Annotated in this window: 18 protein-coding genes; 10 read left to right on the top strand and 8 right to left on the bottom strand. The window is 66.3% G+C overall.

What is annotated here, in order from left to right:
• Positions 1-8 precede the first annotated feature (8 nt).
• The 3 genes from ABIE57_RS08290 to ABIE57_RS08280 are packed head-to-tail and all read left to right on the top strand — an operon-like array spanning position 9 to position 2,564.
• Positions 9-785, top strand: coding sequence for an FkbM family methyltransferase (locus ABIE57_RS08290; RefSeq protein WP_354538544.1), 777 nt, complete (start codon positions 9-11; stop codon positions 783-785).
• Positions 782-1,585 carry a hypothetical protein gene (locus tag ABIE57_RS08285; RefSeq protein WP_354538543.1) on the top strand — a complete coding sequence of 268 codons (804 nt, stop codon included), beginning with the start codon at positions 782-784 and terminating at the stop codon, positions 1,583-1,585. Before ABIE57_RS08290 ends, ABIE57_RS08285 begins: the two co-directional genes overlap by 4 nt.
• A 19-nt stretch (positions 1,586-1,604) precedes the next feature.
• A complete protein-coding gene (locus tag ABIE57_RS08280; RefSeq protein ID WP_354538542.1) occupies positions 1,605-2,564 on the top strand; it encodes a glycosyltransferase family 2 protein in 960 nt (319 codons plus the stop codon).
• A 16-nt stretch (positions 2,565-2,580) separates the two neighbouring features.
• Here the strand turns inward: ABIE57_RS08280 and ABIE57_RS08275 are convergent, their stop codons facing one another.
• The 5 genes from ABIE57_RS08275 to ABIE57_RS08255 form a co-directional block, all read right to left on the bottom strand.
• Entirely contained in the window at positions 2,581-4,215 is a 1,635-nt protein-coding gene (locus ABIE57_RS08275) for a glycosyltransferase family protein (RefSeq protein WP_354538541.1), read from the bottom strand.
• Between the two features lie 168 nt (positions 4,216-4,383).
• Complete coding sequence (locus ABIE57_RS08270) at positions 4,384-5,142, bottom strand: FkbM family methyltransferase (protein WP_354538540.1); 759 nt, start codon at positions 5,140-5,142, stop codon at positions 4,384-4,386.
• Between the two features lie 90 nt (positions 5,143-5,232).
• Positions 5,233-5,646 (bottom strand): PaaI family thioesterase, encoded by a 414-nt coding sequence (locus ABIE57_RS08265; RefSeq protein WP_354538539.1) that lies wholly within the window; start codon positions 5,644-5,646, stop codon positions 5,233-5,235.
• Positions 5,643-6,665, bottom strand: a complete 1,023-nt coding sequence (locus ABIE57_RS08260; RefSeq protein ID WP_354538538.1) for a phosphotransferase family protein — start codon at positions 6,663-6,665, stop codon at positions 5,643-5,645. The genes ABIE57_RS08265 and ABIE57_RS08260 overlap by 4 nt, the downstream gene beginning before the upstream one ends.
• Positions 6,662-8,305 carry a long-chain fatty acid--CoA ligase gene (locus ABIE57_RS08255; RefSeq protein WP_354538537.1) on the bottom strand — a complete coding sequence of 548 codons (1,644 nt, stop codon included), beginning with the start codon at positions 8,303-8,305 and terminating at the stop codon, positions 6,662-6,664. The genes ABIE57_RS08260 and ABIE57_RS08255 overlap by 4 nt, the downstream gene beginning before the upstream one ends.
• A gap of 236 nt (positions 8,306-8,541) precedes the next feature.
• Between ABIE57_RS08255 and rpe the strand changes: the two genes are divergently transcribed.
• The 4 genes from rpe to katG all read left to right on the top strand — a co-directional run bounded on the left by rpe (position 8,542) and on the right by katG (position 13,210).
• Positions 8,542-9,243, top strand: a complete 702-nt coding sequence (gene rpe, locus ABIE57_RS08250) for a ribulose-phosphate 3-epimerase (protein WP_354538536.1) — start codon at positions 8,542-8,544, stop codon at positions 9,241-9,243.
• Complete coding sequence (gene gph / locus ABIE57_RS08245; RefSeq protein WP_354538535.1) at positions 9,240-9,896, top strand: phosphoglycolate phosphatase; 657 nt, start codon at positions 9,240-9,242, stop codon at positions 9,894-9,896. The genes rpe and gph overlap by 4 nt, the downstream gene beginning before the upstream one ends.
• Positions 9,897-9,923: 27 nt before the next feature.
• Positions 9,924-10,886, top strand: coding sequence for an NAD(P)H-dependent flavin oxidoreductase (locus tag ABIE57_RS08240; RefSeq protein WP_354538534.1), 963 nt, complete (start codon positions 9,924-9,926; stop codon positions 10,884-10,886).
• 158 nt (positions 10,887-11,044) lie between these two features.
• Positions 11,045-13,210, top strand: a complete 2,166-nt coding sequence (katG, locus tag ABIE57_RS08235) for a catalase/peroxidase HPI (RefSeq protein ID WP_354538533.1) — start codon at positions 11,045-11,047, stop codon at positions 13,208-13,210.
• A 48-nt stretch (positions 13,211-13,258) separates the two neighbouring features.
• Here katG and ABIE57_RS08230 read toward each other — a convergent pair whose 3' ends face one another.
• Positions 13,259-14,179 (bottom strand): glucokinase, encoded by a 921-nt coding sequence (locus ABIE57_RS08230; RefSeq protein ID WP_354538532.1) that lies wholly within the window; start codon positions 14,177-14,179, stop codon positions 13,259-13,261.
• Entirely contained in the window at positions 14,172-14,942 is a 771-nt protein-coding gene (locus ABIE57_RS08225) for an HpcH/HpaI aldolase family protein (protein WP_354538531.1), read from the bottom strand. Before ABIE57_RS08225 ends, ABIE57_RS08230 begins: the two co-directional genes overlap by 8 nt.
• A gap of 119 nt (positions 14,943-15,061) precedes the next feature.
• Between ABIE57_RS08225 and ABIE57_RS08220 the strand changes: the two genes are divergently transcribed.
• From ABIE57_RS08220 to ABIE57_RS08210, 3 genes are read left to right on the top strand one after another with little or no spacing between them, the layout of a single operon-like run.
• Positions 15,062-15,478, top strand: coding sequence for a VOC family protein (locus tag ABIE57_RS08220; protein ID WP_354538530.1), 417 nt, complete (start codon positions 15,062-15,064; stop codon positions 15,476-15,478).
• Entirely contained in the window at positions 15,475-16,374 is a 900-nt protein-coding gene (locus ABIE57_RS08215; RefSeq protein ID WP_354538529.1) for a DMT family transporter, read from the top strand. The genes ABIE57_RS08220 and ABIE57_RS08215 overlap by 4 nt, the downstream gene beginning before the upstream one ends.
• Positions 16,375-16,385: 11 nt before the next feature.
• Positions 16,386-17,036 carry a 5-formyltetrahydrofolate cyclo-ligase gene (locus ABIE57_RS08210; RefSeq protein WP_354538528.1) on the top strand — a complete coding sequence of 217 codons (651 nt, stop codon included), beginning with the start codon at positions 16,386-16,388 and terminating at the stop codon, positions 17,034-17,036.
• Here the strand turns inward: ABIE57_RS08210 and ABIE57_RS08205 are convergent.
• The gene (locus ABIE57_RS08205; protein WP_354538527.1) at positions 17,020-17,829 is read right to left on the bottom strand and encodes a division plane positioning ATPase MipZ; all 810 of its coding nucleotides are present in this window, start codon (positions 17,827-17,829) and stop codon (positions 17,020-17,022) included. The genes ABIE57_RS08210 and ABIE57_RS08205 overlap by 17 nt on opposite strands.
• Positions 17,830-17,898: the final 69 nt, after the last annotated feature.

Genomic DNA, 17,898 nt, shown 5'->3' with positions numbered 1-17,898 from the left:
GACCGACCATGAACCCCGAAGCATTCCTCAAGCCGCAACTCAGGCATCGCAAGCAGATGATCGAGCGGGGCGGGCCTGTGGCCGCGCTGGCGCGACTGTCGCAATTTTCCGAACGGCGCGGCGTGGTGCTCGATGTGGGGGTCAATCGCGGCACTGTCGCACTCCTGCTGGCGCGGCTCTATCCCGATCTGCCCATCCACCTGATCGAGCCGATCCCCGCGCAATGCCGCTTTCTTGAAGAGCGGTTCGCGCGATTTGCCAACCTCAGGGTGCATCAGCTCGCGCTGTCGGATCGAAGCGGAACCGCCGATTTTCACATCGCCGATCACACCGGCAGTTCCTCGCTCTTCACCAATTCCGGCGACGAGGCCGCGCGCCACTCCACCCATGCCACGACCGAGACCATCCCGGTCGATCTTGCAAGGCTCGACGACTGGAGCGCGGCACAGGGGATCAGCCATATCGCCTGCATGAAGATCGACGCGCAAGGCAGCGAGTTCAGCATCCTGCAAGGGGCGAACCGGCTCTTGTCGCAACAGGCCATCGACATGATCATGCTCGAATGGTTCGCCCTGCCGCATTATGACGGCGTACCGCTGCTTGACGAGATCCTCAGCCTGATGCGCGGTCATGGGTATTGGCTCTATGACATCTTCCCCTCCAAGCGCCTGAAGAACGGGCAGCTTCGCTTTGGCGATGCGGTCTTTATCTCCGATCGTTTCCGCCGGGACTGTCTGTCGGCACCCTCGGGACAAGAGCAGCCGATGAAAGGACAGCCCGAATGAGCCTTGCCACGATAGCGATGTTCTGGGACGGTCCGCCGCTCGGCTTTATCGAACGGCTCTGCGTTCAATCCTTTGTCGATGCGGGGCATCCGGTGGTGATGTTCTCCTATGGCGGGGTCGAGGGCCTGCCCGAGGGGGTCGAGGCGGCGCCTGCCTCGGACATCCTGCCAAATCCCGCGACCATGATCCGCCACGAGCGTTCGGGCAGCCCCGCGCCCTATTCGGACAAGTTCCGCTATCATCTGCTGGCACGCCATGATGGCATTGTCTGGGCCGATACCGATGCCTATTGCCTGCGCCCGTTCGAGCCGCGGGAGGGCTATTTCTTCGGACGCGAGAATGACAATGTCGTGGCCAGCGGTGTGCTTGCCCTGCCTGCCACCTCGCCAACGCTGGCCTCGCTCATTGCGTTTTGCGCGGATGAATACGCACGGCCCCGCTGGATGCGCCCGGTCCATCAGGCCGAGATCGAGCGCCGCGCGGCGGCGGGCGATCCGATGCATATTTCGGAAATGCCCTGGGGCGTCTGGGGGCCAAGGGCACTCTCGTATTTCCTCAAGGAACATGAAGAGTTTCGCCGTGCCCTGCCGCCCCATGTGCTTTACCCGGTTTCCTTTGCCGAGCGGCGGCTCTATTTCCGACCCGCGTCGCGGACGTGGCGACATGTGAAGGAGGATACCGTTTCGATCCACTTCTACGGGCGGCGCTGCCGGGCACGGTTACGGGCCGTGCATGACGGGATCCCGCCCGAGGGGTCGATCCTTGCAGAACTGGCCGAGCGGCACGGGGTGGCCGTCTGAAGCGGGAAGGGAATAGCGCATGAGCCGTTTCGTCATTGTCACCCCGATGAAGAACGAGGGCCCCTTCATCCTTGAATGGGTGGCGCATAACCTTGCCATCGGGGCGGATGTGATCGCGGTCTTTTCCAATGATTGCTCCGACGGCTCGGACGCGCTGCTTGACCGGCTCGATGCGATGGGAAAGCTCCGGCATTTCGACAACACGTCGAAACAGCCCGCGCCGCAGCGCCGCGCCTACCGCCGGTTTCTCAAGATGGACCTCACCGGGCCCGAGGATTGGGTGATCCCCATCGACGCCGACGAATATATCAACGTGCATTGCGGCGATCATACCTTGCGGGCGCTGACCTCTGCCGTGCCGCAGGCGCGCACCCTCTCGATGACATGGCGGCTTTTCGGCAATGGCGGCGTGGTGGACTATCGCGAGGGGTTCCTCACCGATCAGTTCACCCGCGCCGCCGCCGACATCACCCGCCGCCCGCCGCAGGCCTGGGGCCTCAAGACCATGTTCCAGCGCGGGCTCTGGGAGCATATCGGCGTGCACCGGCCCAAGCGCCCCACGGTCGAGAGCTTCGCCGATCTGCACTGGTATAACGGCTCGGGCCAGCCGATGCCCGAACGCTACATGCGCGGGGCGTGGCGGTCGGGGCCGGATTCGCTTGGCTATGATCTGGTGCAGCTCAATCACTACGCGCTCAAATCCTGCGAATCCTATCTGGTGAAAAAGGCGCGCGGGCGGGCGCATCACGGCGGAGAGGCGCTTGGCCTCGAGTATTGGCAGAAGATGAACCACAACCGGATCGAGGACCGCAGCATCGACGCCATCCGCCCTGCGAAACTGGCGATTTACGAAGAGTTGCTCTCCGATCCAGAGCTGCGCCGCCTGCACGAGGCGTGTTGCGCGCGCCACCGCGAGGCCATCACCGCGCTGCGGGCACAACCGGACTCGCGGATGCTGTTCGATAGCCTGACGGGCTAGCGTCAGGCGCGCGGCGTTATTCCGCCGCGAGACGGGCCTCGCGGAGCTGCGCGACGCTGGTCAGGATCTGGGCGGCGCGGGCATCGAAGCTGTGGGTGTCGCGCATCCGGCGGGCGAAGTCGGCACGCGCGGCCTTCTTTTCGGCGGTCTCGGCGCGGATAAGGCGCACGGCTTCGGTAAACTCCTCGGGCGTCGAGACCTCTTCGACGAACTCGGCCAGATCGGGGGGCAGCCCGCCCGTGGGCGTGGTGATCACCGCCGCCCCACAGGCCAGCGCATCCATGATCCGGTTCGAGATCAGCCCGGCGCGGCGCATGATCCGCGTCTGATCGTTGAGCACGATTTCAGCCCCGGCATAAAGCGCACCCAGATCGTCATTGGCGATGCGGTCCTCGACGAGGAATTTCGCCGCCTCCGTCTCGCGCCACCCGTCGCCCCAAAGCCGCAGCTTGTAGCGGGTCTCCAGAGCGATCTGCACGATGGGCCGCATGTTCCGGGCGATGCCGACAAAGACGATCCCGTTGCGTCTGGCGGTCCCGGACGGCAGCGGCATCCGCGTGGCGTCAAACGCCTGCGGCATGAGCGAGACCTTGTCCGCCCCGATCTGACGGGACCAGCGGCGTGCCAATGGCATACCGGCGACAAAGATGTGATCGGCGGCGACGAGTTCGGGGCGCGGCACATGCTCGCCGCCCGAAATCACCCAGTAGAGCGTCAGGTTGCTGCCTCGTCGCTCGTATTCCGCGCGCCCGCGCAGCACGATGTCGATCTCCTCCGCATCGCGCCGCTTCGGCCAGTCGGCGCGGGACTGGATGCGCGCCTTGTGCCCCAGCCGTTCCAGCGCCTCGGCCAGACCAAGGGCAAAGAAATAGTCGCCCCAGTTCTTCATGGCGCGTGCATTGGGTGCGGCGGTCTGGATGACAAAGCTGAGGCCGTCGCCCGAAATGCGCTGGATCTTGGAATGGACCGGCTGATGCACCTGACCCTTTTCAATCACGCAAATGGAGTCGTGCAGATGAACCCCGGTGCACGCGTTCGAAATGACGGGATGGCGCGCCCTGCCGTCATGATACCATCCGTGCATGTCATCAATGAGTTCGCGCACGTAGTTGAAGAAATTGGCCTCCTCGCCCAGCCCCCCGCCAAAGCCGGGCCAATAGGCGGTATGGAGGTCCTCGATCATGTAGACTCCGCCAAGGCTCACCTCCGGGAACACGATCTCCAGCGTTTCGCGCACATGCCGCATCATGTGGCTGCCATCATCGAGGACAATATCAACGCCGCCCATCTCGGAGATGACCTGTTCAAGAAAGTCCGGATCGTCCTGAGAGCCGATCCGGACTTGCCCGTCAATGCCGTCATACGCGCGGCAGGCTTCGTTGATATCTATGCCGAAAATAATGGCCTTTGGGCCGAAATAGCGACGCCACATAGACAGCGAGCCGCCTTTTGACACGCCAATCTCGAGGAAGCGAACCTCCTTGCCGCGCCAATCCTTGAAGTAGCGGTCATAAAGCGGCAGGTAATGATGCCATTTGTGGACAAGTTGCTCGGCCCCTGCGGCATAAATTTCGAGCAGGTCGCCCTCGAACCCGTATTTCTGACGAATATCGGCGGCGACATCCCTGCCCCTGAACGCGTAGCCTTTCATGAAACGACCGGATCGCCGACGTTCCTCGATGGAAAGACCCTTATCGACCGCCATATCAAGACTCCTAAACTCTACCCGACATTCAAACCGGCCGCCCGACAGAGGGCAACATCGCCCGATCAGGCCATTAGATCAAGCGCTCCGCTCTCCGAAGGGTGACGGCCCGCCTCATCCGGTCCACCGCTCCGGCAGCGCCAGCACCGGGCGTTTGGGGTTGTGCCGCCGGTCGAGCGGGTGCGGCAGGTCGCGTGCGGGGCGCAGGCCATGCGCGCGGTCGCGACGCAGGAGCGTGGCCTCGACCACGCGCGGGATCGCCTGCCCCTCGATCTCGACACTGCCAGAGACATTGTTGGGATGCAGATGCACCGTCACGAAATCCTCGCGCAGCTTTTCCGCCACCGCCAGTGCGGGGGCCAGAAACCGCGGCTTGGTCAGAACCGAGGGCAGGTGATGCCATTCGATCACGATCATCCGGAACCGGCGAAGGAGGTCGCGCGGCGCGGCGGCCAGCGTGGCATATTCCGCCCCCTCGATATCCATCTGCAAGAGGAGGTCCGCCTCGGGGTCGGGGTCTGTCGCCGCGACCCAGCTTGCCAGCGTCATGAACTGGCCCTTGTCCGTATCACCCAGAAACTTGCGCACGAACTCTGCCCCCGGAACGTTCAGCGGCGGCCGCTCGACCGAGGCATCGGCCATGAAGGACGGGATCCCGCGCTTGGCCATGTCCATCTCGAAGCTTGCCTGTTCCGACACACCGGGCGAGTAACACGCCGCGATCCCGCGCAGATCATCGGGCACCAGATAGCCGCCATCGCCGAAATCGCCCAGCCGGATGAGCGGCGTATCGGTTGCCTGCGGCGTCATGAAGGCGTCGATCACGCCCGCTGCTGCTGCGTCGATCACGGTGCGGGTCTTGGTCTCGGTCATGGCGCTGCTCTGCGTTCGGGGGCCGGTCATTGCGGCTTCTTGCCTCCGTTCTAGCACGCTCGGGTTCCGCTTGGGCAGGGTTTTTTGCCCTCAGCCGCCGCGCCGATAGCGAAAAACGCCGGTTCCGGTGGCGACGATGGCCCCGCTCTCGTCGCGCACCGTGCCCTCGGCAAAGAACGTGCTCTTGCCGCCTCCGGTCCGGCGCGCCTCGGCAATAAGCCGCGCGCCCTGCGCCTGCCCGAGGTAATTGACCGTGAGCGACAGCGTCAGTGCCATCTGCCGCCGTTCGGGATCGCCGGTGTAGCACCCGGCAAAACCCATTGTCGTATCGAGCAGCGTGGCGTGGATACCGCCATGCGGCAGGCCCTGCCGGTTGGCGATATGCGGCGTCATCGGCAACTCGACCTGCGCGAAATCGGATGACCATGCGACAAGGCGATAGCCGAGATGATTTTGCAGGCCCGAGGGCGGCTCGCCCTGCAAGAGCCGGTCGAGATCGGTCATGCCCCACCCTCCGCCACATCCAGACCCGCGCGCACGAATTGCGGCACGTATTCCCCAAGACGCAAACCCCGCTCCGGATCGGCCGCGTTGCCGCTCAGCGCGCGCTTCTTCACGCCTTGCAGGATCGCGGCCATGCGGAAATAGGCGAAGGCAAGGTAAAAGCGGAAATCGCCGATGGGCGCAATGCCCCGCCGCTCGCAATATCGTGCGACGAACGCCTCGTCCGACCAGAGCCCGAGTGCGGCCCGGTCCACCCCCGCCAGACCGCGGCCCTCGGCGGTGGCGGGCATCGACCATTGCATGAGCACAGCGGCCAGATCGGCATAGGGATGGCCGGTGGTCGACAGCTCCCAGTCGAGCACGGCGCGCACCTCCGGCACCTCGGGGTCAAAGATGAGGTTGTCGAGCCGGTAATCGCCATGAACAAGGCAGCGTTGCCCGTCTTCCTCGGGCATATGCGCATCGAGCCAGTCGATCAGCACCTCCATCTCGGGCAGGTCTTCGGTCGCGGTCGCGCGGTATTGCGCCGCCCAGCGGTCCGCCTGACGGCGGTAGTAGTTGCCCGATGGCCCGTAATCATCCAGGCCCGTCGCGCCAAGATCGACATCATGGATCGCCGCCAGCACCCGGTTCATCGCGTCGATGATGGCGCCGCGCTCGTTTCGGGCCAGACCGGGCATCGAGGGCGCGTCGAAAATCCGGCCCGCCACCTCCTCCATGATGTAGAAGGCCGAGCCGATCACGCGCGCGTCCTCGCAAAGCGCATGCATCTTCGCCACCGGCACGCCAGAGCCTGCAAGCGCGCGCTGCACACGAAATTCGCGCTCGACCGCATGGGCGGACTTGAGCAGCGTGCCGGGCGGTTTGCGGCGCAGCACATAGCGTCCGGCGGGCGTGGTCAGCCGATAGGTGGGGTTCGACTGCCCGCCGCTGAATTTCTCGGCCTCAAGGGGCCCGGTGACCCCCGGCAAATGCTGTGCCAGCCACGCCTCCAGCGCGGGCAGGTCAAGCCCGCTCATGCGGCACCGCCGCGCAAGTCGGGCAGGACGTACTCCGCCATGCGCTCTCTTATGGTCAGCTTGGAGACCTTGCCCGTCGCGGTCAGCGGCAATTCCTCGACCCAAATGAGGTCATCCGGCAATTGCCACACGGCGAAATGCGGGGCCATGTGCGCGCGCAGCTCCTCCAGCGCGGGCCGCGCCGCGCCTGCGGGCACCGCCACCAGCACCGGGCGCTCATCCCATTTCGGGTGCGGCATCGCCACCACGGCGCAGGCGGCAATCGCGGGATGCGACAGCGCGGCGTTTTCCAGATCAATCGAGCTGATCCACTCGCCCCCGGATTTCACCAGGTCCTTGGCGCGGTCGCGGATCACCAGCCGCCCCTCGGGATCGACCGAGGCGACATCGCCGGTGCCGAACCAGCCCTCTTCATCCATCGCCGCGCGCGTCGCCTCGGGGTTGTCGAAATAGCCGGAAATCACGGTATTGCCGCGCACGTAAAGCTCCCCCACCGCCGCGCCGTCATGGGGTTGGCGGCGGCCATCGTCATCCACGATCTTGAACTCCAGCCCGAAGAGACGCCGCCCGGCGCAGCATTTGGCGGCAATGCGCTCAGGCTCGGGCGCATCGTCGTAGCGCGGCGGCAGCACGCCATGCGTGCCGATGGGGCTCATCTCGGTCATGCCCCAGGCCTGGGCCACGTTGACGCCGCGCGCCTCATAGGCCTCGATCATCACGCGCGGCGCGGCGGACCCGCCCACCACGATATCGCCGAAACCTTGGGGGATGCGCCCCTGCGCCTCGATCTCGGCCAGAAGTCCGGCCCAGACCGTCGGCACGCCCCAAGCGGAATAGACGCTCTCGCGCTCCATCAGGCGAAAGAGGCTCGGCCCATCCAGATTCGGCCCCGGCATGACCAGTGTCATACCGGCAAGCGGCGCGGTATAAGGCAGACCCCAGGCGTTGACGTGGAACATCGGCACCACGGGCAGCACCCGCCGACCCGCGCGAAAACTGCTGGTCTGGCAGATCGGCACCTGAAGCGCGTGCAGCACGGTGGAGCGATGCGAATAGAGCGCGCCCTTGGGATTGCCCGTGGTGCCGGACGTGTAGCACAGGCCCGAGGCGGTGTCCTCGGGCAGGTCGGGCCAGGGAAAATCACCGGGCTGCGCCGCCAGCATCTCCTCGTAGCAGAGCGCGTCAAGCGCCGTCTCGGGCATATGCGCCCGGTCGGTGAGGATCACGAGGCGCAGGCCCTCGGGCAGGTCGGGCCAAAGTCCCTCGACCAGCGGCAAGAGATCGGCATCGACACAGAGCAGCCGGTCACCCGCATGGGCGATGATGTAGAGCAGTTGCTCACGCGAGAGGCGCGGATTGATCGTATGACAGACCGCGCCCATGCCCGAGACGGCATAGTAAAGCTCCACATGCCGGTGGCCGTTCCACGCCAGCGTGCCCACCCGGTCGCCGGTCCTGATCCCGAGACCGGCCAGCGCATGAGCAAGCTGGGCTGCGCGCGCCAGCGTTTCGCCATAGCTTTGGCGGTGCAGATCGCCCTCGACCCGCGCCGAGACGATGCCCGCTGCGGGATGGGCCTCCGCCGCGTGGCGCAGGATGTCGATGATCGCCAGGTTGCGGTGCATCATCTGGCCTTGCATCGCGCTCCTCCCTGTTTTCGGCTTTCACGGACGGTTGCACGAAAGGCGGGAGGGATCAATCGCGTGCACCGTCATCCTCCGGCCTGACCCGAGGATCTCCGGAGGCTGGGAGATCCTCCGGTCAAGCCGGAGGATGACGGGAACTGTTAGGGGATGACGGCGCAAGGGCGGCAACCCTTGACCTTCGCGGCCCGAGCGCGCATTTCCATGCCATCCCATCCGCGAGGAGAGCCGCCATGCGCCCCGACCGTTCCATAAAGATCGCCCCCTCCATCCTGTCGGCGGATTTTGCCGATTTCGGGCGCGAGATAGAGGCCATCGAGGCGCAGGGTGCCGATTGGGTCCATGTCGATGTGATGGACGGGCATTTCGTGCCCAACCTCACTTTCGGCCCACCGCTCTGCGCCGCCATCCGCCCGCATATCAAGACGGTGATGGACGTGCACCTGATGATTGCGCCGGTCGATCCCTATATCGACGCCTTCGCGCAGGCCGGGGCGGATGTGCTCACCGCGCATCTCGAGGCCGGGCCGCATGTCCACCGCACGCTGCAGGCCATTCGCGGCGCAGGGTGCAAGGCGGGGCTGGCGCTCAACCCCGGCACCGGGCTCGACGGGGTGGAGAACCTGCTCGACATGATCGACCTCGTTTGCGTGATGACGGTCAATCCCGGCTTCGGCGGGCAGAAATTCATCCATAGCCAGATCGACAAGGTGAAGCGCCTGCGCGCGCTGATCGGCGACCGGCCCATCCATATCGAGATCGACGGCGGCATCACCCCCGAGACAGCCCCGCTGATGGCCGCCGCCGGGGCCGATGTGCTGGTCGCCGGATCGGCAGTGTTCAAGGGAGGCAGCGTCGCCAATCCCGGCGTTTACGGCGAGAATATCCGCGCGATCCGCCGGGCGGCGGAGGCCGCGACCGGCGTCATGGCATGAGCCGCGCCGTCATCTTCGATCTGGACGGCACATTGATCGACAGTGCGCCGGATATCCACGCCGCCGCCAATACCCTGATGGACCGGCACAGGCTTGCGCCCTTTTCCGCCGCCGAGACGCGCGGCTTCATCGGCAGCGGCGTGCCGCATTTCATCACCTGTTGTCTGACCGCGCGCGGGCGAGCAGGGGACGTGGCGCTGCGCGCCCGCCTGATCGAGGAGTTCATCGCGCTTTACGAGACGGCGGTGACCCTGACGCAGGTTTATCCGGGCGTCCCGGAAGCCCTGACGACGCTCTCCAGCGAACCCTACGCGCTTGGCCTTTGCACCAACAAACCGGTGGGACCGGCCCGTGCGGTGTTGGCGCATCTCGGGCTCGACGTGCATTTCCCGGTGGTCATCGGCGGCGACAGCCTGAGTGTGCGCAAACCCGACCCCGCCCCCCTGCGCGCGGCTGTGGCTGGGCTTGGCGCGCGCGACGTGGTCTATGTCGGCGACAGCGAGGTTGATGCCGAGACGGCGGCGCGCGCGGGCCTGCCCTTTGCGCTTTACACCGAAGGCTACCGCAAGGGCCCGGTGGAGCGGATCGCCCATGACCGCGCCTTCGCCGATTTCGCCGAATTGCCGGGAATCGTGGCTGACCTCTTGTCCTGAGCAAGCCGCGTGGCGCATGATCGCGCAATGAAAACGCGCCTGACCGAGTCCTTCGACCTCACCCATCCGATCCTGTCGGCCCCCATGGCCTTTGCCGCCGGGGGTGCCCTTGCGGCGGCGGTGAGCCATGCGGGCGGGCTTGGTCTCATCGGTGGCGGTTACGGCGATGCCGGATGGCTGGAGCAGGAGCTTGCTTCGGCGGGAAATGCACGGGTCGGCTGCGGTTTCATCACCTGGAAGATGGCGGAAAATCCGCAGGTTCTGGATCAGGTTCTGGCCCATGCCCCGGCGGCGCTCTGCCTGTCCTTCGGCGATCCCGCGCCGTTCGCGCCGCGCATCCGTGACGCGGGCGTGCCGCTGATCTGTCAGGTGCAGACCTTGCGCGACGCGCAGCGCGCCGCCGACTGTGGCGCGCGGGTGATCGTGGCGCAGGGATCGGAGGCAGGCGGCCATGGCGAGCGGCGCGGCACGATCACGCTGGTGCCCGAAGTGGCGGATTGGCTGGCCGCGCACAGCCCCGACACGCTTCTGCTTGCGGCGGGCGGAATTGCCGACGGGCGGGGCTTGGCGGCGGCGCTGATGCTGGGGGCGGATGGCGTGCTGATGGGCTCGCGGCTCTGGGCGTCGGCAGAGGCGCAGGTGAGCCATGCCATGACCGATGCCGCGATTGCCGCCACCGGCGACGCGACGATTCGCTCCACCGTGATGGATGCCGCGCGCGGGCTGCGATGGCCCGACCGCTATACGGCGCGGGTGCTCAGAAATCCCGTCACCGAACGCTGGCACGATGACCCGGACGCGCTGCGCGCGGATGCCGCCGCGCAGGCGGATTGGGCCGAGGGCTGGGCCGAGGGTGACCCGGAGCGCGCCAATACCTTTGTCGGCGAGGCGGCGGGCCTGATCCATGACCGCCCGCCGGTGGCAGAGATCATGGACCGGATCGTGTCCGATGCCGAGGCGCTTTTGCGGCGCGCGCCGGGCTGGATCTGAGCGAAAATCATAATTTAAAACTATCATTTTAATCGCAAAAGAGAATTTTACCTAATCTCTTTGTTCTGTTACCAACAGCGCATATCTGGGTGGCAGAGGCGTGCGGGCATCGTCGCGCCGCCGCCCCAATCCACACGCAACCCGAATTGGAGGACAAGATGGACGGCAACGACATGGGCAAATGCCCCGTCATGCATGGCGGGCTGACCGAGAGCGGCAAGAGCGTCACCGAGTGGTGGCCCAAGAGCCTCAATCTCGACATCCTGCACCAGCACGACCGCAAGACCAACCCTCTGGGCGCGGATTTCGATTACCGTGAAGAGGTCAAGGCGCTCGATTTCGAGGCGGTCAAGGCCGACGTGAAGGCGCTGATGACCGAGAGCCAGGACTGGTGGCCTGCCGATTACGGCCATTACGGCGGCCTCATGATCCGGCTCGCCTGGCACGCGGCGGGCACCTATCGCCTGGCCGACGGGCGCGGCGGCGGCGGCACCGGCAACATCCGCTTTGCCCCACTCAACTCGTGGCCCGATAACGGCAACCTCGACAAGGCGCGCCGCATCCTGTGGCCGGTCAAGAAGAAATACGGCAACAAGCTGAGCTGGGCCGACTTGATCCTTCTGTCGGGCACCATCGCCTATGAGGATATGGGCCTCAAGACCTATGGATTCTCCTTCGGGCGCGAAGATATCTGGCACCCCGAGAAAGACACCTATTGGGGGGCCGAGCGTGAATGGCTGGCCCCCTCGGACAGCCGCTACGAGGATGTGAGCAAGCCCGACACGATGGAAAACCCGCTTGCCGCCGTGCAGATGGGCCTCATCTATGTCAATCCGCAGGGCGTGAACGCCCAGCCCGATCCGCTCAAGACCGCAGGGCAGGTGCGCGAGACCTTCGCGCGCATGGCGATGGATGACGAGGAGACCGCCGCGCTGACCTGTGGTGGGCACACCGTCGGCAAGGCGCATGGCAATGGCGATGCAGAGGCGCTCGGGGCCGAACCCGAGGGCGCGGATCTGGAGATGCAGGGCTTTGGCTGGGTCAATCCGCATCTGGATGGCAAGGCCACCAATGCCGTGACCTCGGGGCTGGAGGGCGCGTGGACGACCGAGCCCACGAAATGGGACATGGGCTATTTCAAGCTTCTCTTCGGCTATGAGTGGGAGCTGACCAAATCCCCCGCAGGCGCGTGGCAGTGGCGCCCCATCGACATCAAGGAAGAGGATATGCCGGTCGATCCGACCGACGCCTCCAAGCGCGTCATGCCGATGATGACCGATGCCGACATGGCGATGAAGGTGGACCCGGCCTATCGCGCCATCTGCGAGAAGTTCATGGCCGACCCGGCCTATTTCGACGATTGCTTCGCGCGTGCATGGTTCAAGCTGACCCATCGCGATCTCGGCCCGCGCACGCGCTATATCGGCCCCGACGCGCCGCAAGAAGATCTGGTCTGGCAAGACCCGATCCCGGTGGGCAAGGCCGATTACGATGTCGCGGCGGTCAAGGCGAAAATCGCGGCGGCGGGGCTGTCGATAGCCGATATGGTCGCCACGGCGTGGGATTCGGCGCGGACCTTCCGGGCCTCGGATTATCGCGGCGGGGCCAATGGCGCGCGCATCCGCCTTGCCCCGCAAAAGGACTGGGAAGGCAACGAGCCTGCCCGTCTGGCGCGCGTTCTGGCGGCGCTGGAGCCGATCGCCGCCGAGACCGGCGCGAGTGTGGCGGATGTGATCGTTCTGGCGGGCAATCTGGGCGTCGAGCAGGCGGCCAAGGCGGCCGGTTTCGACATCGAGGTGCCTTTTGCCCCCGGTCGCGGTGACGCCAGTGACGAAATGACCGACGCGGACTCGTTCTCGGTTCTGGAGCCGCTCGCCGATGGTTTCCGCAACTGGCTCAAGACTGATTACGTGGTCGAGCCGGAGGAGATGCTTCTGGATCGCGCACAGCTCATGGGGCTGACCGGGCCGGAGATGACCTGCCTTCTGGGCGGGATGCGCGTGCTGGGCACCAACCATGGCGGCACGGCGCATGGCGTCTTTACCGACCGGGTCGGCGCGCTGACGACCGATTTCTTCACCACGCTCACCGACATGCGCTACAAGTGGGAGCCCACGGGCAAGAACACCTACAACATCACCGACCGCAAGTCGGGCGCGGTGAAACACACCGCCACCCGCGTCGATCTGGTGTTCGGCTCCAACTCGATCCTGCGCGCCTATGCCGAGGTCTATGCACAGGACGACGCAGGCGAGAAATTCGTGCGCGATTTCGTGGCCGCATGGACCAAGGTGATGACCGCCGACCGCTACGATCTGGCGTGATCGCGGCACCACGACGGATGACAGCGCCGGGGCGACCCGGCGCTGTTTTCATGTCTGGTGCAGCGCGCGCCAGCACCCGACAAGAGCGGCATCATCGTCGGTGATCAGCGTGACCGGCATGGCGCGCATGATCTCGGCATAGGGCCCCTTGGCGGTCAGTGCCTCTGCAAGTCCCAGCCCCGCCAGATGCGGGGCCAGCGCGCGCGCGACACCCCCGATGAGAAAAACACCCCCCGTCGCCATATGGTTCAGCGCCAGATTGCCCATGACCGTGCCGAGAAGCCGGGTAAAGAGCATGAGCGTGGCGCGCGCCGCGCTGTCGCCCGCCTCGAACGCCGCGACGATTTCGGGCGCGGTCATCCCGGTGCCGGTGCGCAGACGGTGCAGCCGCGCAAGGCCGCGCCCCGACACGAGCGCCTCATAGGGTTTGTGCGCCACCTCATGCGCCAGAGCCGCGATCAGGCGGTTGGTTTCCTCGTCCATATGCGGCAGGCTCGAATGCCCCGCCTCGGCAGGCGGCACGAAGAGACGCCCCGCCACCCGATGCGCCACCGCGATATTGGAGCCGGTGCCCAGCCCCATGACCATGCGCGGGCCGTCCGGGTCGGGCGTGCCGGGCAGGATCGGGACAAGGGCGGACGGGGCCAGATCGTCCAGAGCCATCGCCTGCGCCTGCAAATCGTTCATCAGATGCACATGCGCGGCCCCGCTTGCGCGCGCCACCGCCGCGCCCTCGATCACCCAATCGAGATTGGTCAGCCGCGCCGCGCCGCCGCGCACCGGCCCCGCCACCCCGGCAGAGACCGCCACCACCTGTCGCCCGTCCAGATACCCGGCCACAAGCGCGCCAAACCCGTCATGGGCCGCATTGCTGAAGCGCGCCGCCGTGCCCGCGCACAGCCCCTCGGGCGTGGCCAGCGCCAGCCGCGTGTGGCTTGCGCCGACATCGGCCAGCAGCCACTCAACCATCACGCCAGCGCGCCGCCAGCGCCCGCGCGGCATGGGCCAAGAGCAGCACGTCGATCCCCACGGCGATGACCTGCGCGCCCCAGTCGCGATAGCGCGCCGCCGTGTCATGATCGAGCGCAAGGATGCAGGCCGCCTTGTCAGAGGCGGCGATGCGCGTCAGCGCGTCACGGATCGCGGCCTGCACCTCGGGCCCGCTCGGGTCGCCCATATATCCCATGTCGGCGGCGAGATCCGAGGGGCCGATGAACACCCCGTCCACCCCCTCGACCGCCAGGATTTCATCCAGCGCCGCAAGCCCCGCCACCGATTCCACCTGCACCAGAAGGCACATCTGCGCATCCGCCGTGGCGATGTAATCCCTGATGCCGGAAAACCGCGAGGCGCGCGCCAGCGCCGCGCCCGAACCGCGCACGCCTGCGGGCGGATAGCGCATCGCGCGCACGAGGTCCTGCGCCTGTGCCGCGCTTTCCACCATCGGGATGAGCAGCGTCTGCGCGCCCACGTCAAGCGCCTGCTTGATCGCCCAGACCTCACCCATGGGCAGGCGCACCACCGGATGCGAATCCGCGCCGCGCAGCACCGCCAGTTGCGCCGAGATCGAGCGCAGATCATTGGGCGCATGCTCGCCGTCGATCACCAGCCAGTCGAACCCGGCCTCGGCCAGAACCTCTGTTGCATAGGCGTCGGCAAAGCCCGCCCAGCAGCCATAAAGCCTGTCACCGCGCGCAAGCGCAGCCTTGAAGGAGTTTGCGGGGGCGGGCATGGGCTTTCTCCTGTGCTGTGTCGGGCGCAGCCTAGACCGGGCAGGGCGCGCTTGGCGAGGGGGGGTGGTGGACAATCGCGCGCCTGCGTGGTTCGCTCCTGCCCGAGGGAGGCCGGACCATGAAACTCACGCTGCATCATATCAACCTCGCCACCGAGAAAGTGGCCGAGATGGACGCCTTTTACCGCGAGGTTCTGGGGCTGGAGGTGCCGCAGACGGACATTCCCGTGCTGGAAAAGGACAAGGGCTATTCCGGCGATGTGGCCTTTGTCAGCGATGGACGCATCCAGACCCATCTGGCGCGGCGCGACATGCTTGCAGGGTTTCGCACCGGGCAGATCGTCAACCCGGTGGCGCGCGGCCATATCGCCTATCGCACCGACGATATCGCCGGTTTCATGGCCCATCTCGACGCGGCGGGCGTGCCCTATTCGGACTGGGGCAACCGTGCTGTGGCGGGTTGGCACCAGATCTTTTTCTACGACCCCGACGGCAACGTGATCGAGGTGCACCAGAAAGAGGATGCCGCCCCGTGAGCGATCACCTCAAGGGCCTCCTGATCACCGCGACCGGCGTGCTTTTCGTGGTGCCCGACTCGCTTTTCGTGCGGCTGATCGACGGCGATCCGGCCTCCATCGCCTTCTGGCGCGGGATCACGGCGGGCAGCGTGATCCTGATGGGGGTGCTCGCCACGCAGGGCACGCGCGGGTTTCGCGCGGTGGCGGCGACGGGGGCACGGGGCTGGCTCTATACCCTGCTTCTGGGCGTCGCGGCACCGGGCTTCGTGCTGGCAGTGAGTTGGACAAGCGTGGCCAACGTGGTCTTTATTCTCGCCTCCATGCCGGTCTTTGCCGCGATCCTGAGCCGGATTTTCCTTGGCGAGGGGATCAGCACGCGGATGGTGGTGACCATGATCGGCGTCTTTGCCGGTCTGGGCCTCATCCTGCGCGGCTCGGGCGAGACGCATGGCGCGCATTGGAGCGGCGATCTGGTGGCGCTTGCCGTCTCGGCCAGTTTCGCGGGCGCGATCACCACGGCGCGGCGGCTGCGGGACGTGTCGCTCGTGCCGACGATCCCGGTGGCGATGCTGGGCGCGTCGCTCTTCCTGTGGCCGCTCGCGCAGCCGCTCTCGGTCTGGGCCGCGAACTGGCCGCTGCTGCTGGCGCATGGCGCGTTCATCAGCGTGGCGACCTCGCTCATGACGCTGGGGCCGCGCTACATCACCGCGCCGGAGGTGGCGCTGCTGATCCTGCTCGAATCGGTGCTGGCACCGCTCCTGGTCTGGGCGATCCTCGGCGAGGATCCGGGGCGCTGGGCGCTCATTGGCGGGGCGGTGGTGATCACGGTGCTGCTCATCTCGAACCTCTGGGCGCTGCGGATGAGTCGCCGGATGCGCGTGCGCCCCCATCCCCGCACCGGCCCGCCCGTCTGAGAGGAAACATCATGACCGAGGACGACCCCCCCGGCGACGCGCCCTGTTTTGCCCAACACATCGTCGGCGGGCATGTTGTCGATGCCGCCACATGGCGCGACGTGTCGCGCTTTCGCAAGGCCGAGCGCACGCGCCTCTACGCCGCCCGCCGCGCCCTCTCGCAGGCCGAACAGCGCGCGCAGGCGGCGCGTGTCATGGCCATGCTCACCAAAGAGATCGGCCCGCCCGAAGGCCGCACCATCGCCGGATACTGGCCGATCCGGGGCGAGATGGATCTGCGCCCGTGGCTCTCGGATATGGCGGCGCGCGGCGCGCAGATCGCCCTGCCGGTGGTCATCGCAAAGGGCGCGCCGGTCGCGTTTCACCGATGGCAGCCGGGGGCCGCGATGGTGCGCGGCGTCTGGAATATCCCCGTGCCCGCAGACCCCGAACCGGTGCAGCCCGACACCGTGATCGTGCCGCTTCTGGGGGTGGATGCGGCTGGCTACCGGCTCGGCAATGGCGGGGGCTATTACGACATGACGCTCGCAGCCCTTGACCCGCGCCCGCGCATCATCGGCGTCGGGCATGGATTTTGCGCCCTGCCCACGATCTTTCCGCAGCCCTGGGATATCCCGATGGAGGTGATCCTGTTGGGCGACGGCGTCAGAAATTCGCCGTAACACCCGGCAGGTTGAGCGCCTTGATCAGGTCGCGCAATTCCTGTCGCGCGGCGATATTCGAGATATTGAGCTGCTTCACGCCCACATCCTTGAGGTCGAGCAGCGTGAGACCGCGCGGAAACAACTCCCGAAAGATCACCCGCTCGTTGAACCCCGGTGCCACGCGAAACCCGATCCGCTTGGCAAGCGCATCGAGCGCGCGGCCCATCTTTTCCTTGTTGACCATCGCCTGCGCGCCCACGCGGTTGCGCAACACCACCCAGTCGATGGGCCGCAGCCCCGCCTGAGCGCGCAACTGCCGCGCGCTCCAGACCATCTCGGAATAGACCGACGGGCCGAGCACCTTGAGCCCGTCCGTATCGGTATGCGCCAGAAGGTCGAAATCGATGAAACTGTCGTTGAGCGGCGTCACCAGCGTATCGGCCAGGCTGTGCGCCACCTGGCTCAGCCTTGTGTGAGAGCCGGGGCAGTCGATGACGATGAAATCGCTCTCGGGTTCGGCCCCGGCCACGGCCATGGCAAGGCGGCGATCATAGAGGTTTTCCCCTGGCTTGAGCGCCTCGGCGGCGACCTCGGGCAGGTCTACAAGCCGCGGACCGGGCAGATCCAGCCCCTCCTTGGCGAGGAAGCGTGCGCGATTGTCCGCATAGCGGCCAAAGCTGCGCTGCCGCAGGTCAAGATCGAGCGCGCTCACCCGGTGACCAAGCCGTGCCAGCGCGGTCGCCAGATGCATCGACACCGTTGATTTCCCGGCACCGCCCTTTTCGTTGCCCACCACGATGATATGCGCCATGTCCCGTCTTCCCCCAGTGTCGGCATTTTGCCGATCGTCCTTGTTCGTCCTGGCCCAACCCGGTATCGG

Origin of the sequence: Roseovarius sp. MBR-6, assembly GCF_040547525.1 — a bacterium.
Lineage (GTDB): Bacteria > Pseudomonadota > Alphaproteobacteria > Rhodobacterales > Rhodobacteraceae > Roseovarius.
Note: the sequence above shows the minus strand (reverse complement) of the source record. Positions and strands in the feature narration are given on the sequence as shown.

What these genes read in the sequence shown, in the direction of transcription:
- ABIE57_RS08275 (WP_354538541.1), bottom strand. Translation starts at nt 4,215, where the DNA reads ATGAAAGGCTACGCGTTCAGGGGCAGGGATGTCGCCGCCGATATTCGT.
- ABIE57_RS08280 (WP_354538542.1), top strand. Translation starts at nt 1,605, where the DNA reads ATGAGCCGTTTCGTCATTGTCACCCCGATGAAGAACGAGGGCCCCTTC.
- ABIE57_RS08230 (WP_354538532.1), bottom strand. Translation starts at nt 14,179, where the DNA reads ATGGTTGAGTGGCTGCTGGCCGATGTCGGCGCAAGCCACACGCGGCTG.
- ABIE57_RS08265 (WP_354538539.1), bottom strand. Translation starts at nt 5,646, where the DNA reads ATGACCGATCTCGACCGGCTCTTGCAGGGCGAGCCGCCCTCGGGCCTG.
- ABIE57_RS08290 (WP_354538544.1), top strand. Translation starts at nt 9, where the DNA reads ATGAACCCCGAAGCATTCCTCAAGCCGCAACTCAGGCATCGCAAGCAG.
- rpe (WP_354538536.1), top strand. Translation starts at nt 8,542, where the DNA reads ATGCGCCCCGACCGTTCCATAAAGATCGCCCCCTCCATCCTGTCGGCG.
- ABIE57_RS08285 (WP_354538543.1), top strand. Translation starts at nt 782, where the DNA reads ATGAGCCTTGCCACGATAGCGATGTTCTGGGACGGTCCGCCGCTCGGC.
- ABIE57_RS08255 (WP_354538537.1), bottom strand. Translation starts at nt 8,305, where the DNA reads ATGCAAGGCCAGATGATGCACCGCAACCTGGCGATCATCGACATCCTG.
- ABIE57_RS08205 (WP_354538527.1), bottom strand. Translation starts at nt 17,829, where the DNA reads ATGGCGCATATCATCGTGGTGGGCAACGAAAAGGGCGGTGCCGGGAAA.
- ABIE57_RS08220 (WP_354538530.1), top strand. Translation starts at nt 15,062, where the DNA reads ATGAAACTCACGCTGCATCATATCAACCTCGCCACCGAGAAAGTGGCC.
- ABIE57_RS08210 (WP_354538528.1), top strand. Translation starts at nt 16,386, where the DNA reads ATGACCGAGGACGACCCCCCCGGCGACGCGCCCTGTTTTGCCCAACAC.
- ABIE57_RS08270 (WP_354538540.1), bottom strand. Translation starts at nt 5,142, where the DNA reads ATGACCGAGACCAAGACCCGCACCGTGATCGACGCAGCAGCAGCGGGC.
- gph (WP_354538535.1), top strand. Translation starts at nt 9,240, where the DNA reads ATGAGCCGCGCCGTCATCTTCGATCTGGACGGCACATTGATCGACAGT.
- katG (WP_354538533.1), top strand. Translation starts at nt 11,045, where the DNA reads ATGGACGGCAACGACATGGGCAAATGCCCCGTCATGCATGGCGGGCTG.
- ABIE57_RS08225 (WP_354538531.1), bottom strand. Translation starts at nt 14,942, where the DNA reads ATGCCCGCCCCCGCAAACTCCTTCAAGGCTGCGCTTGCGCGCGGTGAC.
- ABIE57_RS08240 (WP_354538534.1), top strand. Translation starts at nt 9,924, where the DNA reads ATGAAAACGCGCCTGACCGAGTCCTTCGACCTCACCCATCCGATCCTG.
- ABIE57_RS08260 (WP_354538538.1), bottom strand. Translation starts at nt 6,665, where the DNA reads ATGAGCGGGCTTGACCTGCCCGCGCTGGAGGCGTGGCTGGCACAGCAT.